Annotated in this window: 20 protein-coding genes; 11 read left to right on the forward strand and 9 right to left on the reverse strand. The window is 56.9% G+C overall.

The genetic code is table 11. The annotated features are described in order from the left end of the window. Nucleotides 1-26 precede the first annotated feature (26 nt). Nucleotides 27-863 (reverse strand): formate dehydrogenase accessory sulfurtransferase FdhD, encoded by an 837-nt coding sequence (fdhD, locus tag L370_RS15505; protein WP_023333876.1) that lies wholly within the window; start codon nt 861-863, stop codon nt 27-29. Between the two features lie 371 nt (nt 864-1234). On the opposite strand from fdhD, the gene fdnG reads away from it, so the two are divergent. From fdnG to fdhE, 4 genes are read left to right on the forward strand one after another with little or no spacing between them, the layout of a single operon-like run. Then, nucleotides 1235-4285 (forward strand): formate dehydrogenase-N subunit alpha, encoded by a 3051-nt coding sequence (fdnG, locus tag L370_RS15495; protein WP_155858025.1) that lies wholly within the window; start codon nt 1235-1237, stop codon nt 4283-4285. A gap of 12 nt (nt 4286-4297) precedes the next feature. Next, nucleotides 4298-5200, forward strand: coding sequence for a formate dehydrogenase subunit beta (gene fdxH, locus L370_RS15490; RefSeq protein ID WP_008501831.1), 903 nt, complete (start codon nt 4298-4300; stop codon nt 5198-5200). Further along, nucleotides 5197-5832 carry a formate dehydrogenase cytochrome b556 subunit gene (gene fdoI / locus L370_RS15485; protein ID WP_008501832.1) on the forward strand — a complete coding sequence of 212 codons (636 nt, stop codon included), beginning with the start codon at nt 5197-5199 and terminating at the stop codon, nt 5830-5832. The genes fdxH and fdoI overlap by 4 nt, the downstream gene beginning before the upstream one ends. Further along, nucleotides 5829-6758 (forward strand): formate dehydrogenase accessory protein FdhE, encoded by a 930-nt coding sequence (fdhE, locus tag L370_RS15480; RefSeq protein WP_023333878.1) that lies wholly within the window; start codon nt 5829-5831, stop codon nt 6756-6758. The genes fdoI and fdhE overlap by 4 nt, the downstream gene beginning before the upstream one ends. A gap of 40 nt (nt 6759-6798) precedes the next feature. Here the strand turns inward: fdhE and nadS are convergent, their stop codons facing one another. Then, entirely contained in the window at nt 6799-7089 is a 291-nt protein-coding gene (gene nadS / locus L370_RS15475; protein ID WP_023333879.1) for a NadS family protein, read from the reverse strand. Continuing rightward, a complete protein-coding gene (locus L370_RS15470) occupies nt 7090-7401 on the reverse strand; it encodes a hypothetical protein (protein ID WP_023333880.1) in 312 nt (103 codons plus the stop codon). It lies immediately after the preceding gene. Between the two features lie 229 nt (nt 7402-7630). Here L370_RS15470 and L370_RS15465 point away from each other — a divergent pair, with 229 nt between their 5' ends. Then, on the forward strand, nt 7631-8548 hold the full coding sequence (locus tag L370_RS15465) for an alpha/beta hydrolase (protein ID WP_023333881.1): 918 nt from the start codon (nt 7631-7633) through the stop codon (nt 8546-8548). An 11-nt stretch (nt 8549-8559) separates the two neighbouring features. Here L370_RS15465 and fabY read toward each other — a convergent pair whose 3' ends face one another. From fabY to L370_RS15435, 6 genes are all read right to left on the reverse strand, one after another. Next, the gene (gene fabY / locus L370_RS15460) at nt 8560-9501 is read right to left on the reverse strand and encodes a fatty acid biosynthesis protein FabY (RefSeq protein ID WP_023333882.1); all 942 of its coding nucleotides are present in this window, start codon (nt 9499-9501) and stop codon (nt 8560-8562) included. A 44-nt stretch (nt 9502-9545) separates the two neighbouring features. Further along, nucleotides 9546-9983, reverse strand: a complete 438-nt coding sequence (dtd, locus tag L370_RS15455; protein ID WP_008501836.1) for a D-aminoacyl-tRNA deacylase — start codon at nt 9981-9983, stop codon at nt 9546-9548. Next, nucleotides 9980-10861, reverse strand: a complete 882-nt coding sequence (locus tag L370_RS15450) for a virulence factor BrkB family protein (RefSeq protein ID WP_023333883.1) — start codon at nt 10859-10861, stop codon at nt 9980-9982. The genes dtd and L370_RS15450 overlap by 4 nt, the downstream gene beginning before the upstream one ends. Beyond that, nucleotides 10855-11454, reverse strand: a complete 600-nt coding sequence (yihX, locus tag L370_RS15445; protein ID WP_023333884.1) for a glucose-1-phosphatase — start codon at nt 11452-11454, stop codon at nt 10855-10857. Before yihX ends, L370_RS15450 begins: the two co-directional genes overlap by 7 nt. A gap of 120 nt (nt 11455-11574) precedes the next feature. Beyond that, nucleotides 11575-12375 carry a DeoR/GlpR family DNA-binding transcription regulator gene (locus L370_RS15440; protein WP_023333886.1) on the reverse strand — a complete coding sequence of 267 codons (801 nt, stop codon included), beginning with the start codon at nt 12373-12375 and terminating at the stop codon, nt 11575-11577. Between the two features lie 34 nt (nt 12376-12409). Continuing rightward, the gene (locus L370_RS15435; protein WP_023333887.1) at nt 12410-13306 is read right to left on the reverse strand and encodes a sugar kinase; all 897 of its coding nucleotides are present in this window, start codon (nt 13304-13306) and stop codon (nt 12410-12412) included. Between the two features lie 155 nt (nt 13307-13461). On the opposite strand from L370_RS15435, the gene yihU reads away from it, so the two are divergent. Genes yihU through L370_RS15405 form a run of 6 tightly spaced genes read left to right on the forward strand, consistent with a single transcriptional unit; the run spans nt 13462 to nt 21438 of the window. Further along, entirely contained in the window at nt 13462-14352 is an 891-nt protein-coding gene (yihU, locus tag L370_RS15430) for a sulfolactaldehyde 3-reductase (protein WP_023333888.1), read from the forward strand. Nucleotides 14353-14369: 17 nt separating this feature from the next. After that, on the forward strand, nt 14370-15245 hold the full coding sequence (gene yihT / locus L370_RS15425; protein ID WP_023333889.1) for a sulfofructosephosphate aldolase: 876 nt from the start codon (nt 14370-14372) through the stop codon (nt 15243-15245). A 14-nt stretch (nt 15246-15259) separates the two neighbouring features. After that, a complete protein-coding gene (yihS, locus tag L370_RS15420; protein ID WP_023333890.1) occupies nt 15260-16501 on the forward strand; it encodes a sulfoquinovose isomerase in 1242 nt (413 codons plus the stop codon). Between the two features lie 16 nt (nt 16502-16517). Then, nucleotides 16518-18542 (forward strand): alpha-glucosidase, encoded by a 2025-nt coding sequence (locus tag L370_RS15415; protein WP_023333891.1) that lies wholly within the window; start codon nt 16518-16520, stop codon nt 18540-18542. A gap of 45 nt (nt 18543-18587) precedes the next feature. Then, a complete protein-coding gene (locus tag L370_RS15410; protein WP_023333892.1) occupies nt 18588-19970 on the forward strand; it encodes an MFS transporter in 1383 nt (460 codons plus the stop codon). 43 nt (nt 19971-20013) lie between these two features. After that, complete coding sequence (locus tag L370_RS15405; protein WP_023333893.1) at nt 20014-21438, forward strand: MFS transporter; 1425 nt, start codon at nt 20014-20016, stop codon at nt 21436-21438. The last annotated feature ends 19 nt before the right edge of the window (nt 21439-21457 follow it).

A 21457-nucleotide genomic window follows, 5' to 3' on the forward strand; every position in this document is an offset into this window, starting at 1 on the left:
GAAGGATTTGCTAATATCGTTCAAAATTACTGATTAACTATTAATCGCTGTGGATGGGTATAAATGGTTGCCCTTCCCGGCTTGCAGAAGCCCACCAGCGTCAGGTTGCAGCGCTCCGCCACCTCCACCGCCAGCGTCGTTGCGGCTGAGACCGCAAACAGAATTTCCACACCGCACATCGCGGATTTTTGCACCATCTCATAGCTGGCGCGGCTGGAAACGAGTGCCGCCCCCTGCTTCCAGACGTCACTTTCACGCGCCCGGCGACCGAGCAGCTTATCCAGCGCCACGTGGCGGCCAACGTCCTCATGTCCCCCGGCAATATCCCCCGACGGCATCACCCATGCCGCCGCGTGCGTGCAGCCGCTCAGCTGGCCGATGGGCTGTACATCGTTCAGGTGCTCGAGCGCAGGGTCGAGGTGAGCCAGATTAAAGGTCTGAGTAAACGGCAGTGGTGCAACGGGTTTGCCAATATCATTGAGCTGCTCAACGCCACAGACGCCGCAACCGGTACGCCCGGCCAGCGCGCGGCGGCGCTCTTTCAGCCCCATAAAGCGGCGGCTGGAGAGTTCGATTTGCACTTCAAGGCCGTTGCAGGCCTGCACCACGTCCATGCCGTAGATCTCCTGCGGATGGTCAATGATGCCTTCCGAGAGGGAAAAACCGATGGCGAACAGCTCAAGATCTTTCGGCGAAGCCATCATCACCACGTGCGAGATGCCGTTGTAAACGAGCGCAACGGGCACTTCTTCCGCCAGAAAATCCGGCGTGGCATGGGTGATGTGGGGCGGTCTGTGTACCGACAGTTCCACAATGCCCGCAGGCAGGGGTGACGAGAGGGGAGCACGGTTTTGTTTAGACACAGCGGTATTCCTGAACAACCACGGAGGTGAGCCTGCTATTGCAGCATAATCCACAGGCTTTACGCATAGTATGGATCAACTTTTCAACAATCATTTTCCTACTCATTTAGAAGCGGTGCAACCCGACACCCGCTACACCCCTTTAACAAGCAGAGCTGTTAATGTGATCGGTATCACACTTTATAATCAACATGGTGATAATACGTTCACTTTGTATTAACGCCATTAGAACAGCTGTACCGACATTGTGGTATTCTGATGATATCCCTCGTGGAATTGAGGGATTAACGCAAATTTTTTCCTTTGCGGTCATTCTTCAGCCGCGAAGTCAAAACACCATATGTAAGCAATGTCGAAACAAGGAGTGACCCATGCAGGTCAGCAGAAGGCAGTTCTTTAAGATCTGCGCTGGCGGTATGGCAGGCACCACGGCAGCGGCACTGGGCTTTGCGCCCGGCGTAGCGCTGGCGGAAACGCGGCAGTATAAACTGCTGCGCACCCGTGAAACCCGTAATACCTGTACGTACTGCTCTGTCGGTTGCGGGCTGTTGATGTATAGCCTCGGCGACGGTGCTAAAAACGCCAAAGCGTCTATTTTCCATATCGAAGGCGACCCGGATCATCCGGTCAACCGCGGCGCATTGTGCCCGAAAGGGGCTGGTCTGGTGGACTTTATCCACTCCGAAAGCCGCCTCAAATTCCCTGAGTATCGCGCGCCTGGTTCCGACAAATGGCAGCAAATCAGCTGGGAAGAGGCGTTCGACCGCATCGCAAAACACATTAAAGAAGACCGCGATGCCAACTTTGTTGAGAAGAACGCTGACGGCGTCACGGTCAACCGCTGGCTCTCCACCGGGATGCTGTGTGCCTCTGCTTCCAGCAACGAAACCGGTTATTTAACCCAGAAATTTACGCGCGCACTCGGTATGCTCGCGGTCGACAACCAGGCGCGTGTCTGACACGGACCAACGGTAGCAAGTCTTGCTCCAACATTTGGTCGCGGTGCGATGACCAACCACTGGGTCGACATCAAGAACGCCAACCTCATTGTGGTGATGGGCGGTAACGCCGCTGAAGCGCACCCTGTCGGGTTCCGCTGGGCGATGGAAGCCAAAATCCACAACGGTGCGAAACTGATTGTGATCGATCCCCGCTTTACGCGTACTGCGTCAGTGGCGGATTTCTACACCCCTATTCGTTCAGGTACTGACATCACTTTCCTGTCAGGCGTATTGCTGTACCTGATGACCAACGAAAAATATAACCGCGAATACACCGAAGCCTATACCAACGCCAGCCTGATCGTGCGTGAGGATTACCACTTCGAAGATGGCCTGTTCAGCGGTTACGACGCCGAGAAACGCAAATACGACAAAACCAGCTGGAACTACGAGCTGGACGAGAAAGGCTTTGCGAAGCGCGACACCACCCTGCAACATCCGCGCTGCGTGTGGAACCTGCTGAAAGAGCACGTTTCCCGCTACACGCCGGAGGTGGTTGAGAATATCTGCGGTACGCCGAAGGCGGACTTCCTGAAGGTGTGCGAGCTTATCGCCGAAACCAGCGCGAAAGACAAAACCGCGTCGTTCCTGTATGCGCTCGGCTGGACGCAGCACTCCATCGGTGCGCAGAACATCCGTACCATGGCGATGGTTCAGCTCCTGCTCGGTAACATGGGGATGGCAGGCGGCGGCGTGAACGCCCTGCGCGGTCACTCCAACATTCAGGGTCTGACCGACCTCGGCCTGCTGTCTCAAAGCCTGCCGGGTTACATGAACCTGCCAAACGAGAAACAGACCGACCTGCAAACCTACCTGACGGCCAGCACGCCTAAACCGCTGCTCGAAGGCCAGGTAAACTACTGGGGCAACTATCCGAAGTTCTTCGTCTCAATGATGAAAGCCTTCTTCGGCGACAAAGCGACGGCGGAAAACAGCTGGGGCTTTGACTGGCTGCCGAAATGGGACAAAGGTTACGACGTTCTGCAATATTTCGAAATGATGCACCAGGGCAAAGTGAACGGCTATCTGTGCCAGGGCTTTAACCCGGTTGCCTCGTTCCCGAACAAGAACAAGGTTGTTGAGTCCCTGTCGAAGCTGAAGTTCCTGGTGACGATTGACCCGCTCAATACCGAGACTTCAACCTTCTGGCAGAACCACGGTGAATCGAACGACGTCGATCCATCGAAGATTCAGACCGAAGTGTTCCGTCTGCCGTCGACCTGCTTCGCGGAAGAGAACGGTTCTATCGTCAACTCCGGACGCTGGCTGCAGTGGCACTGGAAAGGCGCGGACGCCCCGGGCATCGCCATGAACGACGGCGAGATCCTGGCCGGCATCTTCTTACGCCTGCGTAAGATGTATGCGGAAGAAGGCGGCGCGAACCCGGAACCGGTGCTGAACATGACCTGGAACTACTCGACGCCGGAAAACCCAGCGCCGGAAGAAGTGGCGATGGAGAGCAACGGTAAGGCGCTGGCGGACGTTATCGACCCGGCCACCGGTACCGTGCTGGCGAAGAAAGGCGATCAGCTCAGCACCTTCGCACACCTGCGCGATGACGGTACCACCTCCAGCGGCTGCTGGATCTTTGCCGGTAGCTGGACACCGAAGGGCAACCAGATGGCCAACCGCGATAACGCCGACCCATCGGGCCTCGGCAATACGCTGGGCTGGGCATGGGCGTGGCCGCTCAACCGCCGCATCCTCTATAACCGCGCGTCCGCTGACCCGCAGGGCAACCCGTGGGATCCGAAGCGTCAGCTTCTGAAGTGGGACGGCGCGAAATGGGGCGGCGTGGATATTCCGGACTACAGCACTGCCGCACCGGGCAGCGACGTTGGGCCGTTTATCATGCAGCCTGAAGGGATGGGACGCCTGTTTGCTATCGATAAGATGGCGGAAGGTCCATTCCCGGAACACTACGAGCCGTTTGAGACGCCGCTGGGCACCAACCCGCTGCACCCGAACGTGGTCTCTAACCCGGCAGCCCGTATCTTTAAGGGCGATTTCGACGCGCTGGGTAAAAAGGACAAGTTCCCGTACGTGGGCACTACCTATCGTCTGACCGAACACTTCCACTACTGGACCAAGCACGCGCTGCTTAACGCCATCGCGCAGCCGGAACAGTTCGTGGAGATCGGCGAGAAGCTGGCGGGCAAGCTCGGCATTGCCCATGGCGATACCGTGAAGGTCTCTTCTAACCGCGGCTATATCAAAGCCAAGGCGGTGGTGACCAAGCGTATCCGCACGCTGAACGTTCACGGACAGCAGGTGGATACCATCGGCATCCCAATTCACTGGGGTTACGAGGGCGTGGCGAAGAAAGGGTTCATTGCGAACACCCTGACGCCGTTCGTCGGCGATGCGAACACGCAGACGCCGGAGTTTAAGGCCTTCCTCGTGAACGTGGAAAAGGTGTAACGGAGACGACTTATGGCTTATCAATCTCAAGACATTATCCGTCGTTCCGCGACTAACGGTTTCACGCCCGCGCCTCAGGCGCGGGACCACCAGCAGGAAGTGGCGAAGCTTATCGACGTGACCACCTGTATCGGCTGCAAAGCCTGTCAGGTGGCGTGTTCTGAGTGGAACGACCTCCGTGACGAAGTGGGTCACAACGTTGGGGTGTACGACAACCCGGCGGACCTGACCGCCAAGTCCTGGACGGTGATGCGTTTCTCGGAAGTGGAGCAGAACGACAAACTGGAATGGCTTATCCGCAAAGACGGCTGTATGCACTGTGCGGATCCGGGCTGCCTGAAGGCATGTCCGTCAGAAGGGGCTATCATTCAGTATGCCAACGGCATCGTCGACTTCCAGTCCGAACAGTGCATCGGCTGCGGCTACTGCATCGCGGGCTGTCCGTTCGACGTACCGCGCCTGAACCCTGAAGACAACCGCGTCTACAAATGCACGCTGTGCGTTGACCGCGTCACCGTCGGCCAGGAGCCAGCGTGCGTGAAGACCTGCCCAACCGGCGCTATCCACTTTGGCTCCAAAGAGGATATGAAAACGCTGGCAGCAGAGCGCGTGGGCGAGCTGAAAACCCGTGGTTACGACAACGCAGGCCTGTACGATCCGGCCGGGGTTGGCGGTACGCACGTGATGTACGTGCTGCACCACGCCGACAAGCCGAATCTGTACCACGGCCTGCCGGAGAACCCGGAAATCAGCGCCACCGTGAAGTTCTGGAAAGGCATCTGGAAACCGCTGGCAGCGGTCGGTTTTGCTGCCACCTTCGCAGCGAGCATCTTCCACTACGTCGGCGTTGGTCCGAACCGCGCGGAAGAGGAAGACGACAACCTGCATGAAGAGAAAGACGAGGTGCGCAAATGAGAAAACGTGACACCATCGTGCGCTACACCGCGCCGGAACGCATCAACCACTGGGTCACCGCCTTCTGCTTCATGCTGGCGGCGATAAGCGGGCTGGGGTTCTTCTTCCCGTCCTTCAACTGGCTGATGCAGATCATGGGGACACCACAGCTGGCGCGTATTCTGCACCCGTTTGTGGGCGTCATCATGTTCGCGTCGTTCATCATCATGTTTTTCCGCTACTGGCACCATAACCTAATCAATCGGGATGATATCTTTTGGGCGAAGAATATTCGTAAGATCGTCGTCAACGAGGAAGTGGGTGATACCGGGCGTTATAACTTCGGCCAGAAATGCGTATTCTGGGCGGCGATTATCTTCCTGGTCCTGTTGCTGGTGAGCGGCGTGATCATCTGGCGTCCGTACTTTGCGCCTGCTTTCTCAATCCCGGTGATCCGATTCGCGCTGATGCTGCATTCATTTGCCGCAGTGGCGTTAATTGTGGTTATCATGGTGCATATCTACGCCGCCCTCTGGGTGAAAGGCACCATTACCGCGATGGTGGAAGGATGGGTAACCAGTACGTGGGCGAAGAAACATCACCCGCGCTGGTACCGTGAAGTCCGCCAGAAACAGGAAAAGTCATCTGAATGAGTATTCGCATAATCCCGCAAGATGAGCTGGGGTCGAGCGAGAAACGCACGGCGGATTATATTCCGCCGTTGTTATTCCCCAGACTCAAGAACCTCTACAACCGCCGCGCAGAGCGTCTGCGCGAGCTGGCAGAGAACAACCCGCTGGGTGATTTTCTGCGCTTTGCCGCGCTGGTTGCCCACGCGCAGGAAGTGGTGCTGTATGACCACCCGCTGCAAATGGATCTGACCGCACGCATCAAAGAAGCCAACGCGCAGGGCAAGCCGCCGCTGGACATTCACGTCCTGCCGCGCGACAAGCACTGGCAAAAGCTGCTGCATTCGCTGATTGCCGAGCTGAAGCCGGAGATGAGCGGCACCGCGCTGGCGGTCATTGAGAATCTGGAAAAAGCGTCCGAACTGGAGCTGGAAGAGATGGCGAGCGCGCTGTTTGCTTCCGACTTCTCGCTGGTCAGCAGCGATAAAGCACCGTTCATTTGGGCCGCGCTGTCGCTCTACTGGGCGCAAATGGCAAGCCTGATCCCGGGCAAAGCCCGCGCCGAATACGGCGAGGCGCGTCAGTTCTGCCCGGTCTGCGGCTCCATGCCGGTATCGAGCATGGTGCAAATCGGCACCACTCAGGGGCTGCGCTACCTGCACTGCAACCTGTGTGAAACCGAGTGGCACGTGGTGCGCATCAAGTGCAGCAACTGCGAGCAGACGCGCGATCTGAACTACTGGTCGCTGGAAAATGAAGAAGCGGCGGTGAAAGCCGAAAGCTGCGGCGACTGCGGGACCTACCTGAAGATTCTGTATCAGGAAAAAGACCCGAAAGTTGAAGCGGTCGCTGACGATCTCGCCTCGCTGATTCTGGACGCGAAAATGGAGCAGGAGGGCTTTGCCCGCAGCTCGATCAACCCGTTCCTGTTCCCGGGTGAAGGGGAGTAATTCCCATTTAGCCCGGTCAGCCTCTTTGCTGCCGGGCTAATTACTGCGAAAGTGCAGGGATAACATGTTGCGGATCGTTGGCAATAGCCCGCAGCAGCGCTTTAGCCGGGCCTGTCGGTGAGCGCCTGCCTTGTTCCCAGTTACGCAGTGTATCGACACTAACAGAAATTAAATTCGCGAATTTACTCTGCGATAGCCCGGACGCCTGACGGATTTCTTTGATTTTCATCGCATCGATTTGAAAAGTACGTGACGGTTCACGTTTGCCCTCAGCGATTTCGTTCATTTGCGCCAGGCTTTGGGTTAACCGCTCAAAGAGTGCCTTGTCCATTTACCACCTCTCAATCATCTTTCTCAGTACGGCTTTTTCACTCGCAGACAGGTCATCTTTGATCCCTTTGCGATAGATGAGCAGCAGCCTGATTTCAAGCTCACGCGTGCGATGAAAATAGATAACCCTGACTCCGCCACGCTTTCCCTTACCGCCAGCAAGCCAGCGAATCTTTCGCAAGCCTCCCGTATTCTGGATAAGATCGCCATACTCCGGTTGCGTAGCGAGGAATATCTGGAACCTATGGTATTCGTCGTCATCCAGTAACGTTTTGACGTCTTCTGTGAAAATATCCGTTTCAATGAACAGCATAAATTATACGCCATTGGCTTATAGTAGCAAACATCCAATATACGTCAATGACGTACCCCTAATATGAGTTACGTTATTGCGATTTTGGTTACTTATCCATCTGTTTCATCGAGTGATGTTGGTTTCTGCGAGCCGTTTTCCAGATCACTGGTTTCACACAATTTGATGTTTTCTTCTGCATTAAACCAGGTTATAAGGCTGTATATTCATACAGCAAAAGGACGCCACCATGGCTCTTGAAAAGGGTATTGATAAGCTTGTTCAAGATTTTATTGCTGCAGGAAGACCTTCCTCGCGAAAGCAAGATATTGATGACCGGAGGGCTGGGTATATCGCCAGCACAGAACTGGCCGGAGAGACAGAAGCTCGCGTCCAGGTTGAAACGCATGTTCTTGAAGGTATGACCTTTCGGGTATTTTCGCCCCTCAATGCACAAGAAACACTACCTGCTGCCATCTACTATCACGGCGGCTTTTTTGTCAGCGGTGGTTTTGATACCCATGATAATCAGCTTCGCCAGTTGGCGTTTAAAGGAAACTGCCGGATTGTTGCGATTCAGTACAGGTTGGCACCAGAGCATACCTTCCCCGCCGCACATGACGATGCAGAAAGAGGTGCGAATCTGGTCTGGCAGTATGCAGACGAATTAGGCGTGGATAAGAACCGGCTCACCCTCTGTGGGGACAGCGCAGGAGGGCATCTGGCGCTGGTAACGGCGCTGCGACTTAAGGTTAAAAAGCTGTGGCAACCTGTACAGCTTATTCTTATCTATCCCATGCTCGATGCCACGGCCAGTTTTGAAAGCTATGCCCTTAATGGCACGGATTATATTATCACCCGCGATACCCTGCTCAGCGGGTATGAAATGTATCTCGCAGAGACTGACCGCCAACATCCGGAAGCCAGCCCACTGTGGCGGGATGATTTTAACGGTCTTCCGCCAGTGCACATTATTACCGCAGAGTACGATCCGCTATGCGATGAGGGAGAAATGTTGTATCAGCATCTGACTGAGCAGGGTGTGAAGTGTACCGCTCAGCGCTGGCTGGGCGTCATCCATGGCTTCTTTCAGCTTGGCGGGGTTAGCCAGTCAGCACGAGACGTTATACGGGACATCGCCTGGCGGATTCACTCCGCCCAGCGATAACAACGGAGGGATTATTCCTCCTCGTTACCGCCCTCTTCATACGCGCCAAAGGGCTTCGCCGGAAGAACGATATAGGTGCCTTCGAACACCGCGCCCGGCGTTTTATCGCCAAACAGCTCTACCTGCATTTGTACGCGAGCTTTGCGACCTCGCGCCAGACGGTCAAGATCGCCGCCCAGCGAACCCAGATCGGCCACGGCGCTCGGCTTGCCGCTGATCGGCGCACTGTAGCGGATATGGGCATCGGCCAGAATGATGGTGCCGCCGAGATGACGTTCGCGCAGCATCAGCCAGATCAGTCCCCAGCCGGTGAGCGTGGCGAGTGAAAACAGGCTGCCGGCAAACAGAGTATGGTGCGGGTTCTGATTGCCGGTTTCCGGCATGGTGGTAATGAATTTCTGCCCTGTGTACTGCTGAATGCGCACGCCCATTTTTTCGCTGAGCGGAATATGCTGATACCAGGCCTGCTGGAGTTGCCCGCACCAGTCGGCGCGATGCAGTATGTCATCCAGCGTGGCGATGGGTTTGATCATCAAAAAGTGACGAATCGGCGTGGTTTGCGGGGCGGTAATTTCCCCCTGATTCACAAAGCCGAGCTTAGCAAAGAACTCGACGGCGTCTTCACGGGCGCTACAGGTGACGCGCTTCACCCCTTCCTGACGGGCGACGGATTCCAGCGTCATGGCCATCAGGGTGCCGAGCCCTTTGTCCTGCACGGAGGGATGAACGGCCATAAAGCGAATAGACGCTTCGTTGTCGGCGTTGATATACAGACGCCCCACGGCGACGAGATTACCCTCTTCATCAACCACCATCTGGTGATGCGCCATTGCGTCCCAGGCGTCGCGTTCAGATCCTTTCGGCTGATGCAGTGGCTTGCGTAGCATTTCCCAGCGGAACTGGTAATAAGCGTCTAACTCTTCTTCCGTTTGCGGTACTCGAAGGTGATACATAGCTGTACTCTCTCTTGTTACCCGCGGCCACGCCGCCAGTTGGCTCATACCTGGAGCCAGAATGTGACGGGGCCATCGTTCACCAGCGAAACCTGCATATCTGCAGCGAATCGTCCGGTTTGCGTATTCATTTCCTGCTGGCGACAACGCTCAACAAAGTACTCGTAAAGTGCTTCTGCACGATCCGGCGCGGCGCCTTTAGAGAAACTCGGGCGCATGCCGCGCTCGGTATCCGCTGCCAGCGTAAACTGGGAAACCACCAGCACGCTGCCGCCCGCCTGCTGGACGTTCAGGTTCATTTTACCTTCCGCATCGCTGAAAATACGGTAGCCCAGCACGCGCTCACACAAGCGGTTGGCTTTTTGTTCGTCGTCATCCTTTTCGACACCTAACAACACCAAAAGTCCTGGGCCAATTTCACCCGTCACCTCTCCCTCCACGGTGACGCTGGCACGGGTTACGCGCTGTATCAATGCAATCATGGTTGGTCTGCTTCTTGTTGTTTTTCAGCTGCTGCTGCTTTTTTAAGTTCGCGGTATACACCGAGAGTGACAGTTATTTCAGCCCCAAGCAAGACGATACACCAGGTCCAGTAGACCCAGACAAACAAAATGGGGATCACCGCCAGCACGCCGTAAATCAGCTGATAGGACGGGAACATGGTGATGTAGAGGGCAAACCCTTTTTTGCCCAGCTCAAAGAGCAACGCCGCCACCAGCGCCCCCACGACCGCATCGCGGTTAGGCACGCGCGTGGTTGGTACGACGCTGTAGAGCAGCCAGAACGAGAGCCACGACAGGATCAATGGAAAAATGCGAAGCCCATTATCAATAACGCCGTTTAAATCACTCGCCCAGCGCAGGGAAAGAAGGTAAGAACTGATTGCCAGGCTCGCCCCGGCCAGCAACGGCCCCAGCGTGAGAATCATCCAGTACACGGCAAAGGAATAGACCTTTGGTCGTGCCTTTTTACTCCGCCAGATGGTGTTCAGCGCGTTATCAATGGCGTACATCAACAACAGCGCAGTGACGATAAGACCGCATGCCCCCACAGCCGTCATCTTGCTGGAGTTGGCGACAAACTGCTCAATGTAGTTCTGGATGACATCCCCGGTTGCAGGGATAAAATTCGCGAAGACAAAATGGCGAAGCTGCAGGCTAACGTCCGCAAACATTGGAAAAGCGGAAAACAGGGCAAAGATAACGGCCACCAGCGGCACTAATGAGAGCAACGACACGTAGGCGAGGTTACCCGCCAGCGTGGTCATGTTGTCCTCATCAATGCGGTGCCAGAGCAGCTTCAGCCAGGCCCTCAGCGGACGAGTATGATGCGTGGCTTTTTGATGAACGGTTTTTAACATAGCTGCTTCGCAAAGTAGTTTGGTATCGTCTCTTTTCCGGTCACCAGAATTGACGTGATACCCAACTGGTTAGCTCCCTCTATATTATCGGCGTTGTCGTCGAAAAAGACCGCATCGGCCGCGGTGAATCCCTCTGCCTGCAGAACAGCCTGATAAATTCGCGCTTCAGGCTTACGCATCCCCATCTCCTGCGAAAGGTAGATCTTATCGGCCGCCGCCTTAACTTCAGGGTATTCCTCAGGCCAGAACGTGGTGTGCAGACGGTTGGTATTTGACAACACAACGACCCGATGCCCCTGCTCGCGCAGTTTGTGCATAATGTCGATCACTTCAGGCCGGATGGCGACAAATACTGCCTGCCAGCCGTGTGAAAACTGCTCATAGCTTAGCGGTAGATCCATCTCCTGACAGAAACGTTCAGCAAACTCCTCATCGCCGATCTCGCCGCGTTCATGCTGATGGAAGGTCTCCCCCATAGTGAAATTCTGTTTCAATGTCGCCAGCGGAACGCGGCTAAAGTCGCTCCATGCACCCAGCACGCGATTAAAATCGATATCGACGATTACATTTCCTAAATCAAAGATATAAAGCATGTTTATCTCCTGCTCGCCGTGGAAAAATAACTGTAGCGGGAAAGAGAAGGTTTGGCTATGCGCCAGATTCAGCTTAAAGAAAGGAATGGCCCGGACGTCAATACCGGGCCAGTAGAGGCGTTAACCTGCCTGCTGTTCGTCGGTTGAAATCACTTCAACAATTTCAACTTTGCTGGATTTGAGATGATTTTGCAGCGCCGAACCGGGCAGTTCGTCGGTGAAGAGCGCCGTCGCCTGCGCAACATTGCCAATTTCCACCGCCGCAGACGCCTGATATTTCGTATGATCGGCTGCTAACAGAATGTGGCGAGAGTGGGCCATCATGGTTTTCACCACGCTGGCTTCATTGACGTCAAATTCCATCATCGCACCGTCGTGTTCGATCGCCCCGACGCTGGTGACCAGGTAATCCGCACGGAATCCCGATACGAACGCCGTGGCCGCCGGGCCGATAATGCCGCCGTTATGTGGACGCAGCGTGCCGCCCGGCACCATGACTTCAAAGCGCGGATTCTTATACAGAATATGCGCCACCCGCAGGCTGTTGGTGATGATGCGCAGATGATTATGGTTAAGCAACGCCCGGGCAACATGCTCCACGGTCGTCCCGATGGTGATAAAGATAGTTGAGCCATCGGGAATATAGTCCGCAATCGCCTCAGCAATTGCCCGCTTCTCTTCGGTAAGCGAGACTTCTCGCTGCTCGAATGCCGTGTTCACCACGCTGGATGCCCTGCCCGCGCCGCCGTGATGACGCGTGATCAGCCCCTGCTCGCTGAGCTTGCGGATATCCCGGCGCACCGTTTGCGTGGAGACATCCAGCAGCTGTGCCAGTTCATCAATGTTCATATAGCCGCGATCGGCAATCAGCGTTAGCAGCCGATCGTGACGCGGGTTGCCGGTTAGTTCGGTAGGGCTCATGGGCTGTCCTCTGAATACCATCACGCCCCGCATTTTATACAAAAAGTGACAAAAAAGAGCGGGTTTGATCACAGTCGGGTATACCCGCGCGCCCGCCGGGCTTTGTACATTTAAGGGCTGCGACGGCGCTGGCAAAACGCACGGCGTCGGCTGAAGGCGTTTGCTGTCCCAGGCTGAACGCCAGCGCGCCGTGGAAAACGTCGCCCGCCCCGGTGGTATCAATAACGTTCACCTCAAAGCCGGGCTGATGGCACAGCGTGTCATTTTCCAGCCAGAAGCAGCCGTCACGCCCCTGGGTGACGTAAACATGTCCATTTGTGAGCGTTTGTGCTTTTTTCAGCGCGTCTTCAGTTTCCTCCCGCTGCGTTAAGCGCCGGAGTCCCGGTGCGGAGAAGGCCGCGTGATCGCTTAAGGCAACCAGATCCGCGATGTCCTGCGGGGTGACATCCGCATCAAGAAGGGTCGGCACACCCTGCTGACGGGCAAGGGTAAACGCCTGCTTTGCGCCGTCATGCCAGCGCACGTCCGCTAACACGATATCCCATTGCGAGAAGTCGATTTCACGCAGCCAGTCTGCCGCGGCAGGGAGATCGGGGCTGGGATAGTTCGCAATCACGCGCTCCCCGCTGCCGTCAACCAGCACCGCAGACTGTGACGAACGCGCATCTTTAAACACGCGCGTGTAGCGGGTATTCACCCCCAGGGACTCCAGCTCCGCCAGCAGCCGTCTGCCGGTATCGTCGTCCCCCACCCGACCAATAAAATCCACTTCCGCGCCCAGCTTTGCCGCCGCCACGGCCGCCGTTGCCGCCGGACCGCCGCCCACTTCCGTATAGTCTTTTGCGACATATTTCCCACCTTCTTTAGGTAAATCATCGAGATACCAGATGCGATCCAGCACGGTTATGCCGACACAAACGATGCGAGTCATGGTGATTCCTTCTGCAATTTCTGATGCTTTCATTTTAATTTCATCAAATGTTTAAAAAGTGACCCATGTCAATTTTTTGACTATAAATTACAAATACGATCAAAAACAGACAACACAAACGCGCAGAAATTGACACGATGTGACAGGAGAGAGGCATGTCAGCAATCGCATTTATCGGATTAGGACAGATGGGCGCGCCAATGGCGACGAATCTGTTGAAGCAAGGCCACCAGCTTAACGTTTTTGACGTGAACCCGCAGGCGGTTCAGGCGCTGGTGGAGAACGGCGCACGAGCGGCGGCAACACCCGAGCAGGCCGCAACGGATGCTGAATTCGTGATTACCATGCTGCCAAATGGCGACCTGGTGCGCAGCGTGCTGTTCGGCGAGCACGGCGTATGCGAAGGGTTATCCCGAGACGCGCTGGTCATTGATATGTCCACCATTCACCCGCTGCAAACCGACGCGCTGATCCGCGACATGGCTGAACGCGGCTTCAGCCTGATGGACGTGCCCGTGGGACGCACCTCTGACCATGCCGTCGCCGGCACGCTGCTCCTGTTGGCTGGCGGCACGGCGCAGCAGGTTGAGCGTGCCACGCCCGTATTAATGGCAATGGGCAATGAGCTGATTAACGCCGGCGGGCCGGGTATGGGCATTCGCGTGAAGCTTATCAATAACTATATGAGCATCGCCCTCAACGCCCTGTCGGCAGAGGCGGCCGTGCTGTGCGAAGCGCTCGGTCTCTCCTTTGACGTGGCGCTAAGGGTGATGAGCGGCACGCCTGCGGGTAAAGGCCACTTCACCACCTCATGGCCGAACAAGGTGCTGAAAGGGGATCTTTCACCCGCCTTCATGATCGACCTTGCGCATAAAGATCTGGGGATCGCCCTGGACGTGGCCAACCAACTCCACGTTCCGATGCCACTGGGCGCGGCCTCCCGCGAAGTTTACAACCAGGCACGAGCCGCCGGGCGCGGGCGCGAAGACTGGACGGCCATTCTTGAACAGGTTCGCGCATCTGCCGGGCTGAAAAAATCACACTGATACGAAAGGACTGAGGAATGACGATGTACACCCTGAAAGATATCACCCGACCTTCCGGCGGTTTTGCGATGCTGGCCGTGGACCAGCGCGAAGCGATGCGCCTGATGTTTGCTGCGGCAGGCGCGCCGGTGCCGGTAACCGACCAGCACCTCACGGATTTTAAGGTTAACGCGGCGAAGATTCTGTCGCCGTACGCCTCTGCCATTCTCGTCGACCAGCAGTTCTGCTATCGCCAAATTGTGGCGCAGCAGGCCGTCGCCAAAAGCTGCGCGATGATTGTGGCGGCCGACGAGTTTATCCCGGGTAACGGCATTCCGGTCGACAGCGTGGTGATCGACAAGAATATTGACGCGCAGGCGGTGAAACGCGATGGCGGCAAGGCGCTGAAGCTGCTGGTGCTGTGGCGCAGCGATGAAGATCCGCAGCAGCGTCTTGAGATGGTGAAGGCGTTCAACACGCTGTGCCACGACAACGGGCTGTTGAGCATTATCGAGCCGGTTGTGCGTCCGCCGCGTCGCGGTGCCGCGTTTGACCGTGAACAGGCGATTATCGACGCGGCCAAAGAGCTGGGTGACAGCGGTGCCGACCTCTACAAAGTGGAGATGCCGCTGTTTGGCAAAGGCACGCAGCCGGCGCTGCTGGCGGCCTCGCAGAAGCTGAACGAGCACATCGCTATGCCGTGGGTGATCCTCTCTTCCGGCGTGGACGATAAGTTATTCCCGCGCGCCGTGAGCGTGGCGATGCAGGCAGGGGCATCGGGCTTTTTAGCCGGTCGCGCCGTCTGGTCATCCGTGATTGGCCTGCCGGATACGGAGCTGATGCTCCGCGATATTTCCGTACCAAAACTGCAGCGTCTGGGTGAGATCGTCGACGAAATGATGGCTCGCCGCTGAGAAAGGACCCGAACATGAAATGGTTTAACACCCTGAGCCATAACCGCTGGCTCGAACAAGAGACCGACCGCATTCTCGATTTCGGTAAAAACGCCGCCGTACCAACCGGCTTTGGCTGGCTGGGCAATAACGGGCAGGTGCGCAGCGATATGGGCACCCATCTGTGGATCACCGCCCGCATGCTGCACGTGTATGCAGTGGCGGCGAACATGGGGCGCCCCGGCGCGTACGCCCTGGTTGAGCACGGCATTAATGCCCTGAACGGTCCGCTGCGCGACAAACAGCACGGCGGCTGGTACGCCTGCGTAAACGATGAAGGCGTGATTGATGCCTCCAAGCAGGGCTATCAGCATTTCTTCGTCCTGCTGGGCGCGGCGAGCGCCGTCACCACCGGCCACCCCGAGGCGCGCAAGCTGCTGGACGACGCCATCGAGGTGATTGAGCGCTACTTCTGGAGCGAACAGGAGCAGATGTGCCTGGAGTCCTGGGACGAAGCCTTCAGCAAAACGGAAGATTACCGCGGCGGTAACGCCAACATGCACGCCGTGGAAGCCTTTCTGATTGTCTATGACGTGACCCACGACCGGAAATGGCTCGACCGCGCCCTGCGTATCGCCTCGGTGATTATTCACGACGTGGCGCGCAAAGGAGAGTATCGCGTTAATGAGCATTTCGATACGAACTGGAACCCGATCCGCGATTACAACATCGATAACCCCGCCCACCGCTTCCGCGCCTATGGCGGCACACCGGGGCACTGGATTGAGTGGGGCCGCCTGATGCTGCACCTGCGCGCCGCGCTGGAAGCCCGCTTTGAAAACCCGCCGGAGTGGCTGCTGGAAGATGCGAAAGGCCTGTTTCACGCCACTATCCGCGACGCCTGGGCACCCGACGGGGCCGACGGGTTTGTCTACTCCGTGGGCTGGGACGGTAAGCCTATCGTGCGCGAACGCGTGCGCTGGCCGATCGTCGAGGCGATGGGCACGGCTTATGCCCTCTACACCGTCACCGGTGAGGCGCAGTACGAAGCCTGGTATCAGAAATGGTGGGATTACTGCATCAAGTACCTGATGGATTACGAAAATGGTTCCTGGTGGCAGGAGCTGGACACCAATAACGAAGTGACCACCAAAGTCTGGGACGGCAAGCAGGATATTTACCATCTGCTGCACTGTCTGGCGATCCCCCGCCTGCCGCTTGCGCCGGGCTTAGCCCCAGCCGTAGCCGCCGGATTACTGGATAGCCTGGCCAAATAATAAAGACGGAGTTTTTATGCGTACCCTACATAATATTGACCTGAAAAATAACGAAAGTGGTTTCACCCTGCGCTGGCAGGACCGTCTGATTTTATCCCACACCGCGGATGCCCCTTGCCTGTGGATCGGCGCAGGCGAGGCGGATATCGAGATGTTTCGCGGCAACTTCAGCATCAAAGACAAGCTCAACGAAAAGATTGCCCTGACGGACGCGACCGTCACGCACCAAAGCGCGGGCTGGGCGATCCGCTTTACCCGCGGCGATGCGGTGAGCGCGACGCTGCTGGTGGGCGTGGATGGCGAAGGCCGTCTGGAGCTGAAGCTGAAAAATGACGCCACCAGCCATAACCGCATCTGGCTGCGGCTGGCGGCTCAGCCACAAGATCATATCTACGGCTGCGGCGAGCAGTTCTCGTATTTCGATCTGCGCGGCAAGCCGTTCCCGCTGTGGACCAGCGAGCAGGGCGTGGGCCGCAATAAGCAGACCTACGTCACCTGGCAGGCCGACTGCAAAGAGAACGCGGGCGGCGACTACTACTGGACCTTCTTCCCGCAGCCTACCTTCGTGAGCACCCAGAAGTACTACTGCCACGTGGATAACAGCTGTTATATGAACTTCGACTTCAGCGCGCCGGACTTCCACGAGCTGGCGTTCTGGGAAGATAACGCCACATTGCGCTTCGAATGTGCGGAAACCTACGTCGATCTGCTGGAAAAACTGACCGGCCTGCTGGGGCGTCAGCCTGAACTGCCGGACTGGGTTTACGACGGCGTGACGCTGGGTATTCAGGGCGGCACCGAGGTGTGTCAGCAGAAGCTCAACGCCATGCGCGAGGGCGGCGTGAAGGTAAACGGCATCTGGGCGCAGGACTGGTCCGGCATCCGGATGACCTCCTTTGGCAAACGCGTGATGTGGAACTGGAAGTGGAACAGCGCGCTCTATCCGCAGCTTGATGAGCGGATTGCGCAGTGGAAACAGGAAGGCGTGCAGTTCCTCTCCTATATCAACCCGTACGTCGCCAGCGATAAAGATCTCTGCGAAGAGGCGTCGAAGCGCGGCTATCTGACCAAAGATACCGACGGCAAGGATTACCACGTTGAGTTCGGCGAGTTCTACGCGGGCGTTATCGACCTGACCAACCCGGAAGCCTACAGCTGGTACAAAGAGGTGATTAAAAAGAACCTGATTGAACTGGGCTGCGGCGGCTGGATGGCCGATTTCGGGGAGTATCTGCCGACCGATACCTTCCTGCACAACGGCGTGAGCGCGGAGATCATGCATAACGCCTGGCCTGCCCTGTGGGCGAAATGTAACTACGAAGCGCTGGAGGAGACCGGCAAGCTCGGAGAGATCCTGTTCTTTATGCGCGCGGGATACACCGGCAGCCAGAAGCACTCTGTGATGATGTGGGCGGGCGATCAGAACGTCGACTGGAGCCTGGACGACGGTCTGGCGTCCGTCGTACCGGCGGCCCTTTCACTGGCAATGACCGGGCACGGGTTACACCACAGCGACATTGGCGGCTATACGACGCTTTTCGAGATGAAGCGCAGCAAAGAGCTGCTGCTGCGCTGGTGCGACTTCAGCGCCTTTACGCCGATGATGCGTACCCACGAGGGCAACCGCCCTGGCGATAACTGGCAGTTCGACGGCGATGCGGAAACCATCGCCCACTTCGCGCGCATGACCACCGTGTTCACCACCCTGAAGCAGTACATCAAAGCTGCGGTTGCGCAGAACGCGAAAAGCGGCCTGCCGGTGATGCGCCCGCTGTTCCTGCACTACGAGGACGACGCGCGCGCCTTCACGCTGAAATACCAGTATCTGTTTGGCCGTGACCTGCTGGTGGCGCCGGTTTATGAAGAGGGCCGTCGCGACTGGACGCTCTATCTGCCGCAGGACAGCTGGGTCAATGCGTGGACCGGGGAAACCTGCCAGGGCGGTGACGTCACCGTTGATGCCCCGCTCGGCAAACCGCCGGTGTTCTATCGCCAGCACAGCGAATGGGCAGATCTGTTTAGCACCTTACGTCATATCTGATAAGGCTAGCCCGCGGGGAAACCTGCGGGCAGACGGAGAACAATAATGAGTCAACTTACTTCCGATCCGGCAACCCTACGACTGCCGTTTAAAGAAAAACTCGCCTACGGGATGGGCGACCTCGGCTCTAACATCCTGCTGGATATCGGCACGCTCTATTTGCTGAAATTTTACACCGACGTGCTGGGGCTCCCGGGCACCTACGGCGGGATTATCTTCCTGATTGCGAAGTTCTTTACCGCCTTCACCGACATGGGGACCGGGATCATGCTCGACTCCCGGCGCAAGATCGGCCCGAAAGGGAAATTCCGCCCGTTCGTACTGTATGCGGCCTTCCCGGTGACGCTGCTGGCGATTGCCAACTTTGTCGGCACGCCGTTTGAGGTAACCGGCAAAACGGTGATGGCGACGGTGCTGTTCATGCTTTACGGCCTGTTCTTCAGCATGATGAACTGCTCCTACGGCGCGATGGTGCCCGCCATTACTAAAAACCCGGACGAGCGCGCGTCGCTGGCCGCCTGGCGTCAGGGCGGCGCCACGCTGGGCCTGCTGCTCTGTACCGTGGGCTTTGTGCCAGTGATGAACCTGATTGAAGGTAACAACCAGCTTGGGTATATCTTCGCTGCGACCCTCTTCTCGCTGTTCGGGCTGTTCTTCATGTGGTGGTGCTATAAGGGCGTGACCGAGCGTTACGTTGAGACACAGCCTGCTAACCCGGCGCAAAAACCGGGCCTGCTGCAGTCGTTTCGCGCCATCGCCGGGAACCGCCCGCTGTTTATCCTCTGCATCGCCAACCTGTGCACGCTGGGTGCCTTTAACGTCAAACTCGCTATTCAGGTGTACTACACGCAGTACGTACTAAACGACCCGATCCTGCTGTCGTATATGGGCTTCTTCAGCATGGGCTGTATTTTTATCGGCGTCTTTATGATGCCCGGCGCGGTGCGGCGTTTTGGCAAGAAAAAGGTCTACATCAGTGGGCTGACGATTTGGGTGGCGGGCGATCTGCTCAACTACTTCTTCGGCGGCGGATCGGTGAGCTTTGTGGCGTTCTCCTGCCTGGCGTTCTTTGGCTCCGCGTTTGTGAACAGCCTGAACTGGGCGCTGGTGTCCGATACCGTGGAATACGGCGAATGGCGCACCGGCGTGCGCTCCGAGGGGACGGTCTATACCGGCTTTACCTTCTTCCGGAAGGTATCGCAGGCGCTGGCGGGCTTTTTCCCGGGGATCATGCTCACCCAGATCGGTTATGTGCCCAACGTGGTGCAATCCGCCGGAACGGTTGAAGGGCTGCGGCAGCTGATATTTATCTATCCGAGCCTGCTGGCGGTCATCACCATCGTGGCGATGGGCTGCTTCTACAACCTCAACGAGAAGATGTATGTGCGCATCGTGGAAGAGATCGAACTGCGCAAACGTACGGCATAAATGACGTGATTGAGCGCCCTGCGGGGCGCTTTGAGGATCGACCATGAGACATAACACTGATCCGTTAACCCTGAAATTGAGCCTGCGAGAGAAGTGCGCCTACGGGATGGGTGATTTTGGCTCGAACCTGATGCTATGTATCGGGACGTTGTATTTGCTGAAGTTTTATACTGACGAACTGGGTATGCCTGCGTTCTATGGCGGCATCATTTTCCTGGTGGCGAAGTTTTTTACCGCGTTGACCGACATGCTGACCGGCGTGCTGCTCGACTCCCGGCGCAACATCGGACCGAGGGGGAAGTTCCGGCCATTCATTCTTTACGCTTCCGTCCCGGTGGCGCTGGTCGCCACGGCGCAGTTTATGGCCAACGACTTTAGCCTGACGGTGAAAACGGCTCTCGCCACCGTGCTCTTCATGATGTTTGGCCTCTGTTATAGCCTGATGAACTGCGCCTACGGCGCGATGGTCCCGGCCATCACCAAAAACCCGAACGAGCGCGCGCAGCTGGCGGCGTGGCGTCAGGGTGGCGCAACGGTGGGACTGTTGCTCTGCACCGTCGGCTTTATGCCCATTCAGGCGCTGTTCGTCAGCCAACCCTCCCTGGGCTATCTGGTGGCCGCGCTGGCGTTCGTCACCGGCGGCCTGTTCTGTATGTGGTGGTGTTATAGCGGCGTGAAAGAACGCTACGTGGAGCTCACGCCCGATCATCATAAGCCCGGCATGCTGAAATCCTTCTGCGCCATCTTTCGTAACCCGCCGCTGCTGGTGCTGTGTATCGCCAACCTGTGTACCCTCGCCGCATTTAACATCAAGCTGGCGATTCAGGTCTATTACACCCAGTACGTGCTGAACGATCTGCACCTGCTGTCGTGGATGGGCTTCTTCAGCATGGGCTGCATTCTGATTGGCGTGTTTCTGGTGCCGGGCGCGGTGAAGCGATTTGGCAAGAAGCCGGTCTATCTGGGTGGGCTGACGCTATGGGCAGTAGGCGACGTGCTGAACTTCTTCTGGGGAACCAGCTCCCTGCTGTTCGTGCTGTTTTCCTGCATGGCCTTCTTCGGCACGGCGTTTGTGAACAGCCTCAACTGGGCGCTGGTTCCGGATACGGTTGATTATGGCGAGTGGAAAACCGGCATTCGCGCCGAAGGATCGGTGTATACCGGCTACACCTTCTCACGCAAAATCTCCGCCGCGCTCGCCGGTTTTCTGCCCGGCATTATGTTGACCCAGATTGGCTACGTTCCCCATGCCGTGCAGAGCGCGGGCACGCTGCTTGGGTTGCGTCAGCTTATTTTCCTCTGGCCGTGCGGCCTGGCGATCGTGGCCGCCGTGACCATGGGGTTGTTTTATAAACTCAACGAAGCGCGCTTCGCCTTTATTATTGAGGAGATTGGAAAACGGAAAAAACAATCAGCGAATACCCCTGAGATAACCACCAACAATAAAGCGTCAGCAGTCACTTTATAACAATAAATCCGGCCATTCT

It is taken from the genome of Enterobacter sp. MGH 24, from assembly GCF_000493015.1.
Classification (GTDB): Bacteria; Pseudomonadota; Gammaproteobacteria; order Enterobacterales; family Enterobacteriaceae; genus Enterobacter.

Coding starts and splice junctions, on each gene's coding strand:
- L370_RS15415 (WP_023333891.1), top strand. CDS start 16,518: ATGCGTACCCTACATAATATTGACCTGAAAAATAACGAAAGTGGTTTC.
- L370_RS15465 (WP_023333881.1), top strand. CDS start 7,631: ATGGCTCTTGAAAAGGGTATTGATAAGCTTGTTCAAGATTTTATTGCT.
- dtd (WP_008501836.1), bottom strand. CDS start 9,983: ATGATTGCATTGATACAGCGCGTAACCCGTGCCAGCGTCACCGTGGAG.
- L370_RS15410 (WP_023333892.1), top strand. CDS start 18,588: ATGAGTCAACTTACTTCCGATCCGGCAACCCTACGACTGCCGTTTAAA.
- fdxH (WP_008501831.1), top strand. CDS start 4,298: ATGGCTTATCAATCTCAAGACATTATCCGTCGTTCCGCGACTAACGGT.
- yihX (WP_023333884.1), bottom strand. CDS start 11,454: ATGCTTTATATCTTTGATTTAGGAAATGTAATCGTCGATATCGATTTT.
- fdoI (WP_008501832.1), top strand. CDS start 5,197: ATGAGAAAACGTGACACCATCGTGCGCTACACCGCGCCGGAACGCATC.
- fdhE (WP_023333878.1), top strand. CDS start 5,829: ATGAGTATTCGCATAATCCCGCAAGATGAGCTGGGGTCGAGCGAGAAA.
- fabY (WP_023333882.1), bottom strand. CDS start 9,501: ATGTATCACCTTCGAGTACCGCAAACGGAAGAAGAGTTAGACGCTTAT.
- L370_RS15435 (WP_023333887.1), bottom strand. CDS start 13,306: ATGACTCGCATCGTTTGTGTCGGCATAACCGTGCTGGATCGCATCTGG.
- yihT (WP_023333889.1), top strand. CDS start 14,370: ATGACGATGTACACCCTGAAAGATATCACCCGACCTTCCGGCGGTTTT.
- nadS (WP_023333879.1), bottom strand. CDS start 7,089: ATGGACAAGGCACTCTTTGAGCGGTTAACCCAAAGCCTGGCGCAAATG.
- yihU (WP_023333888.1), top strand. CDS start 13,462: ATGTCAGCAATCGCATTTATCGGATTAGGACAGATGGGCGCGCCAATG.
- L370_RS15405 (WP_023333893.1), top strand. CDS start 20,014: ATGAGACATAACACTGATCCGTTAACCCTGAAATTGAGCCTGCGAGAG.
- yihS (WP_023333890.1), top strand. CDS start 15,260: ATGAAATGGTTTAACACCCTGAGCCATAACCGCTGGCTCGAACAAGAG.
- L370_RS15470 (WP_023333880.1), bottom strand. CDS start 7,401: ATGCTGTTCATTGAAACGGATATTTTCACAGAAGACGTCAAAACGTTA.
- L370_RS15450 (WP_023333883.1), bottom strand. CDS start 10,861: ATGTTAAAAACCGTTCATCAAAAAGCCACGCATCATACTCGTCCGCTG.
- L370_RS15440 (WP_023333886.1), bottom strand. CDS start 12,375: ATGAGCCCTACCGAACTAACCGGCAACCCGCGTCACGATCGGCTGCTA.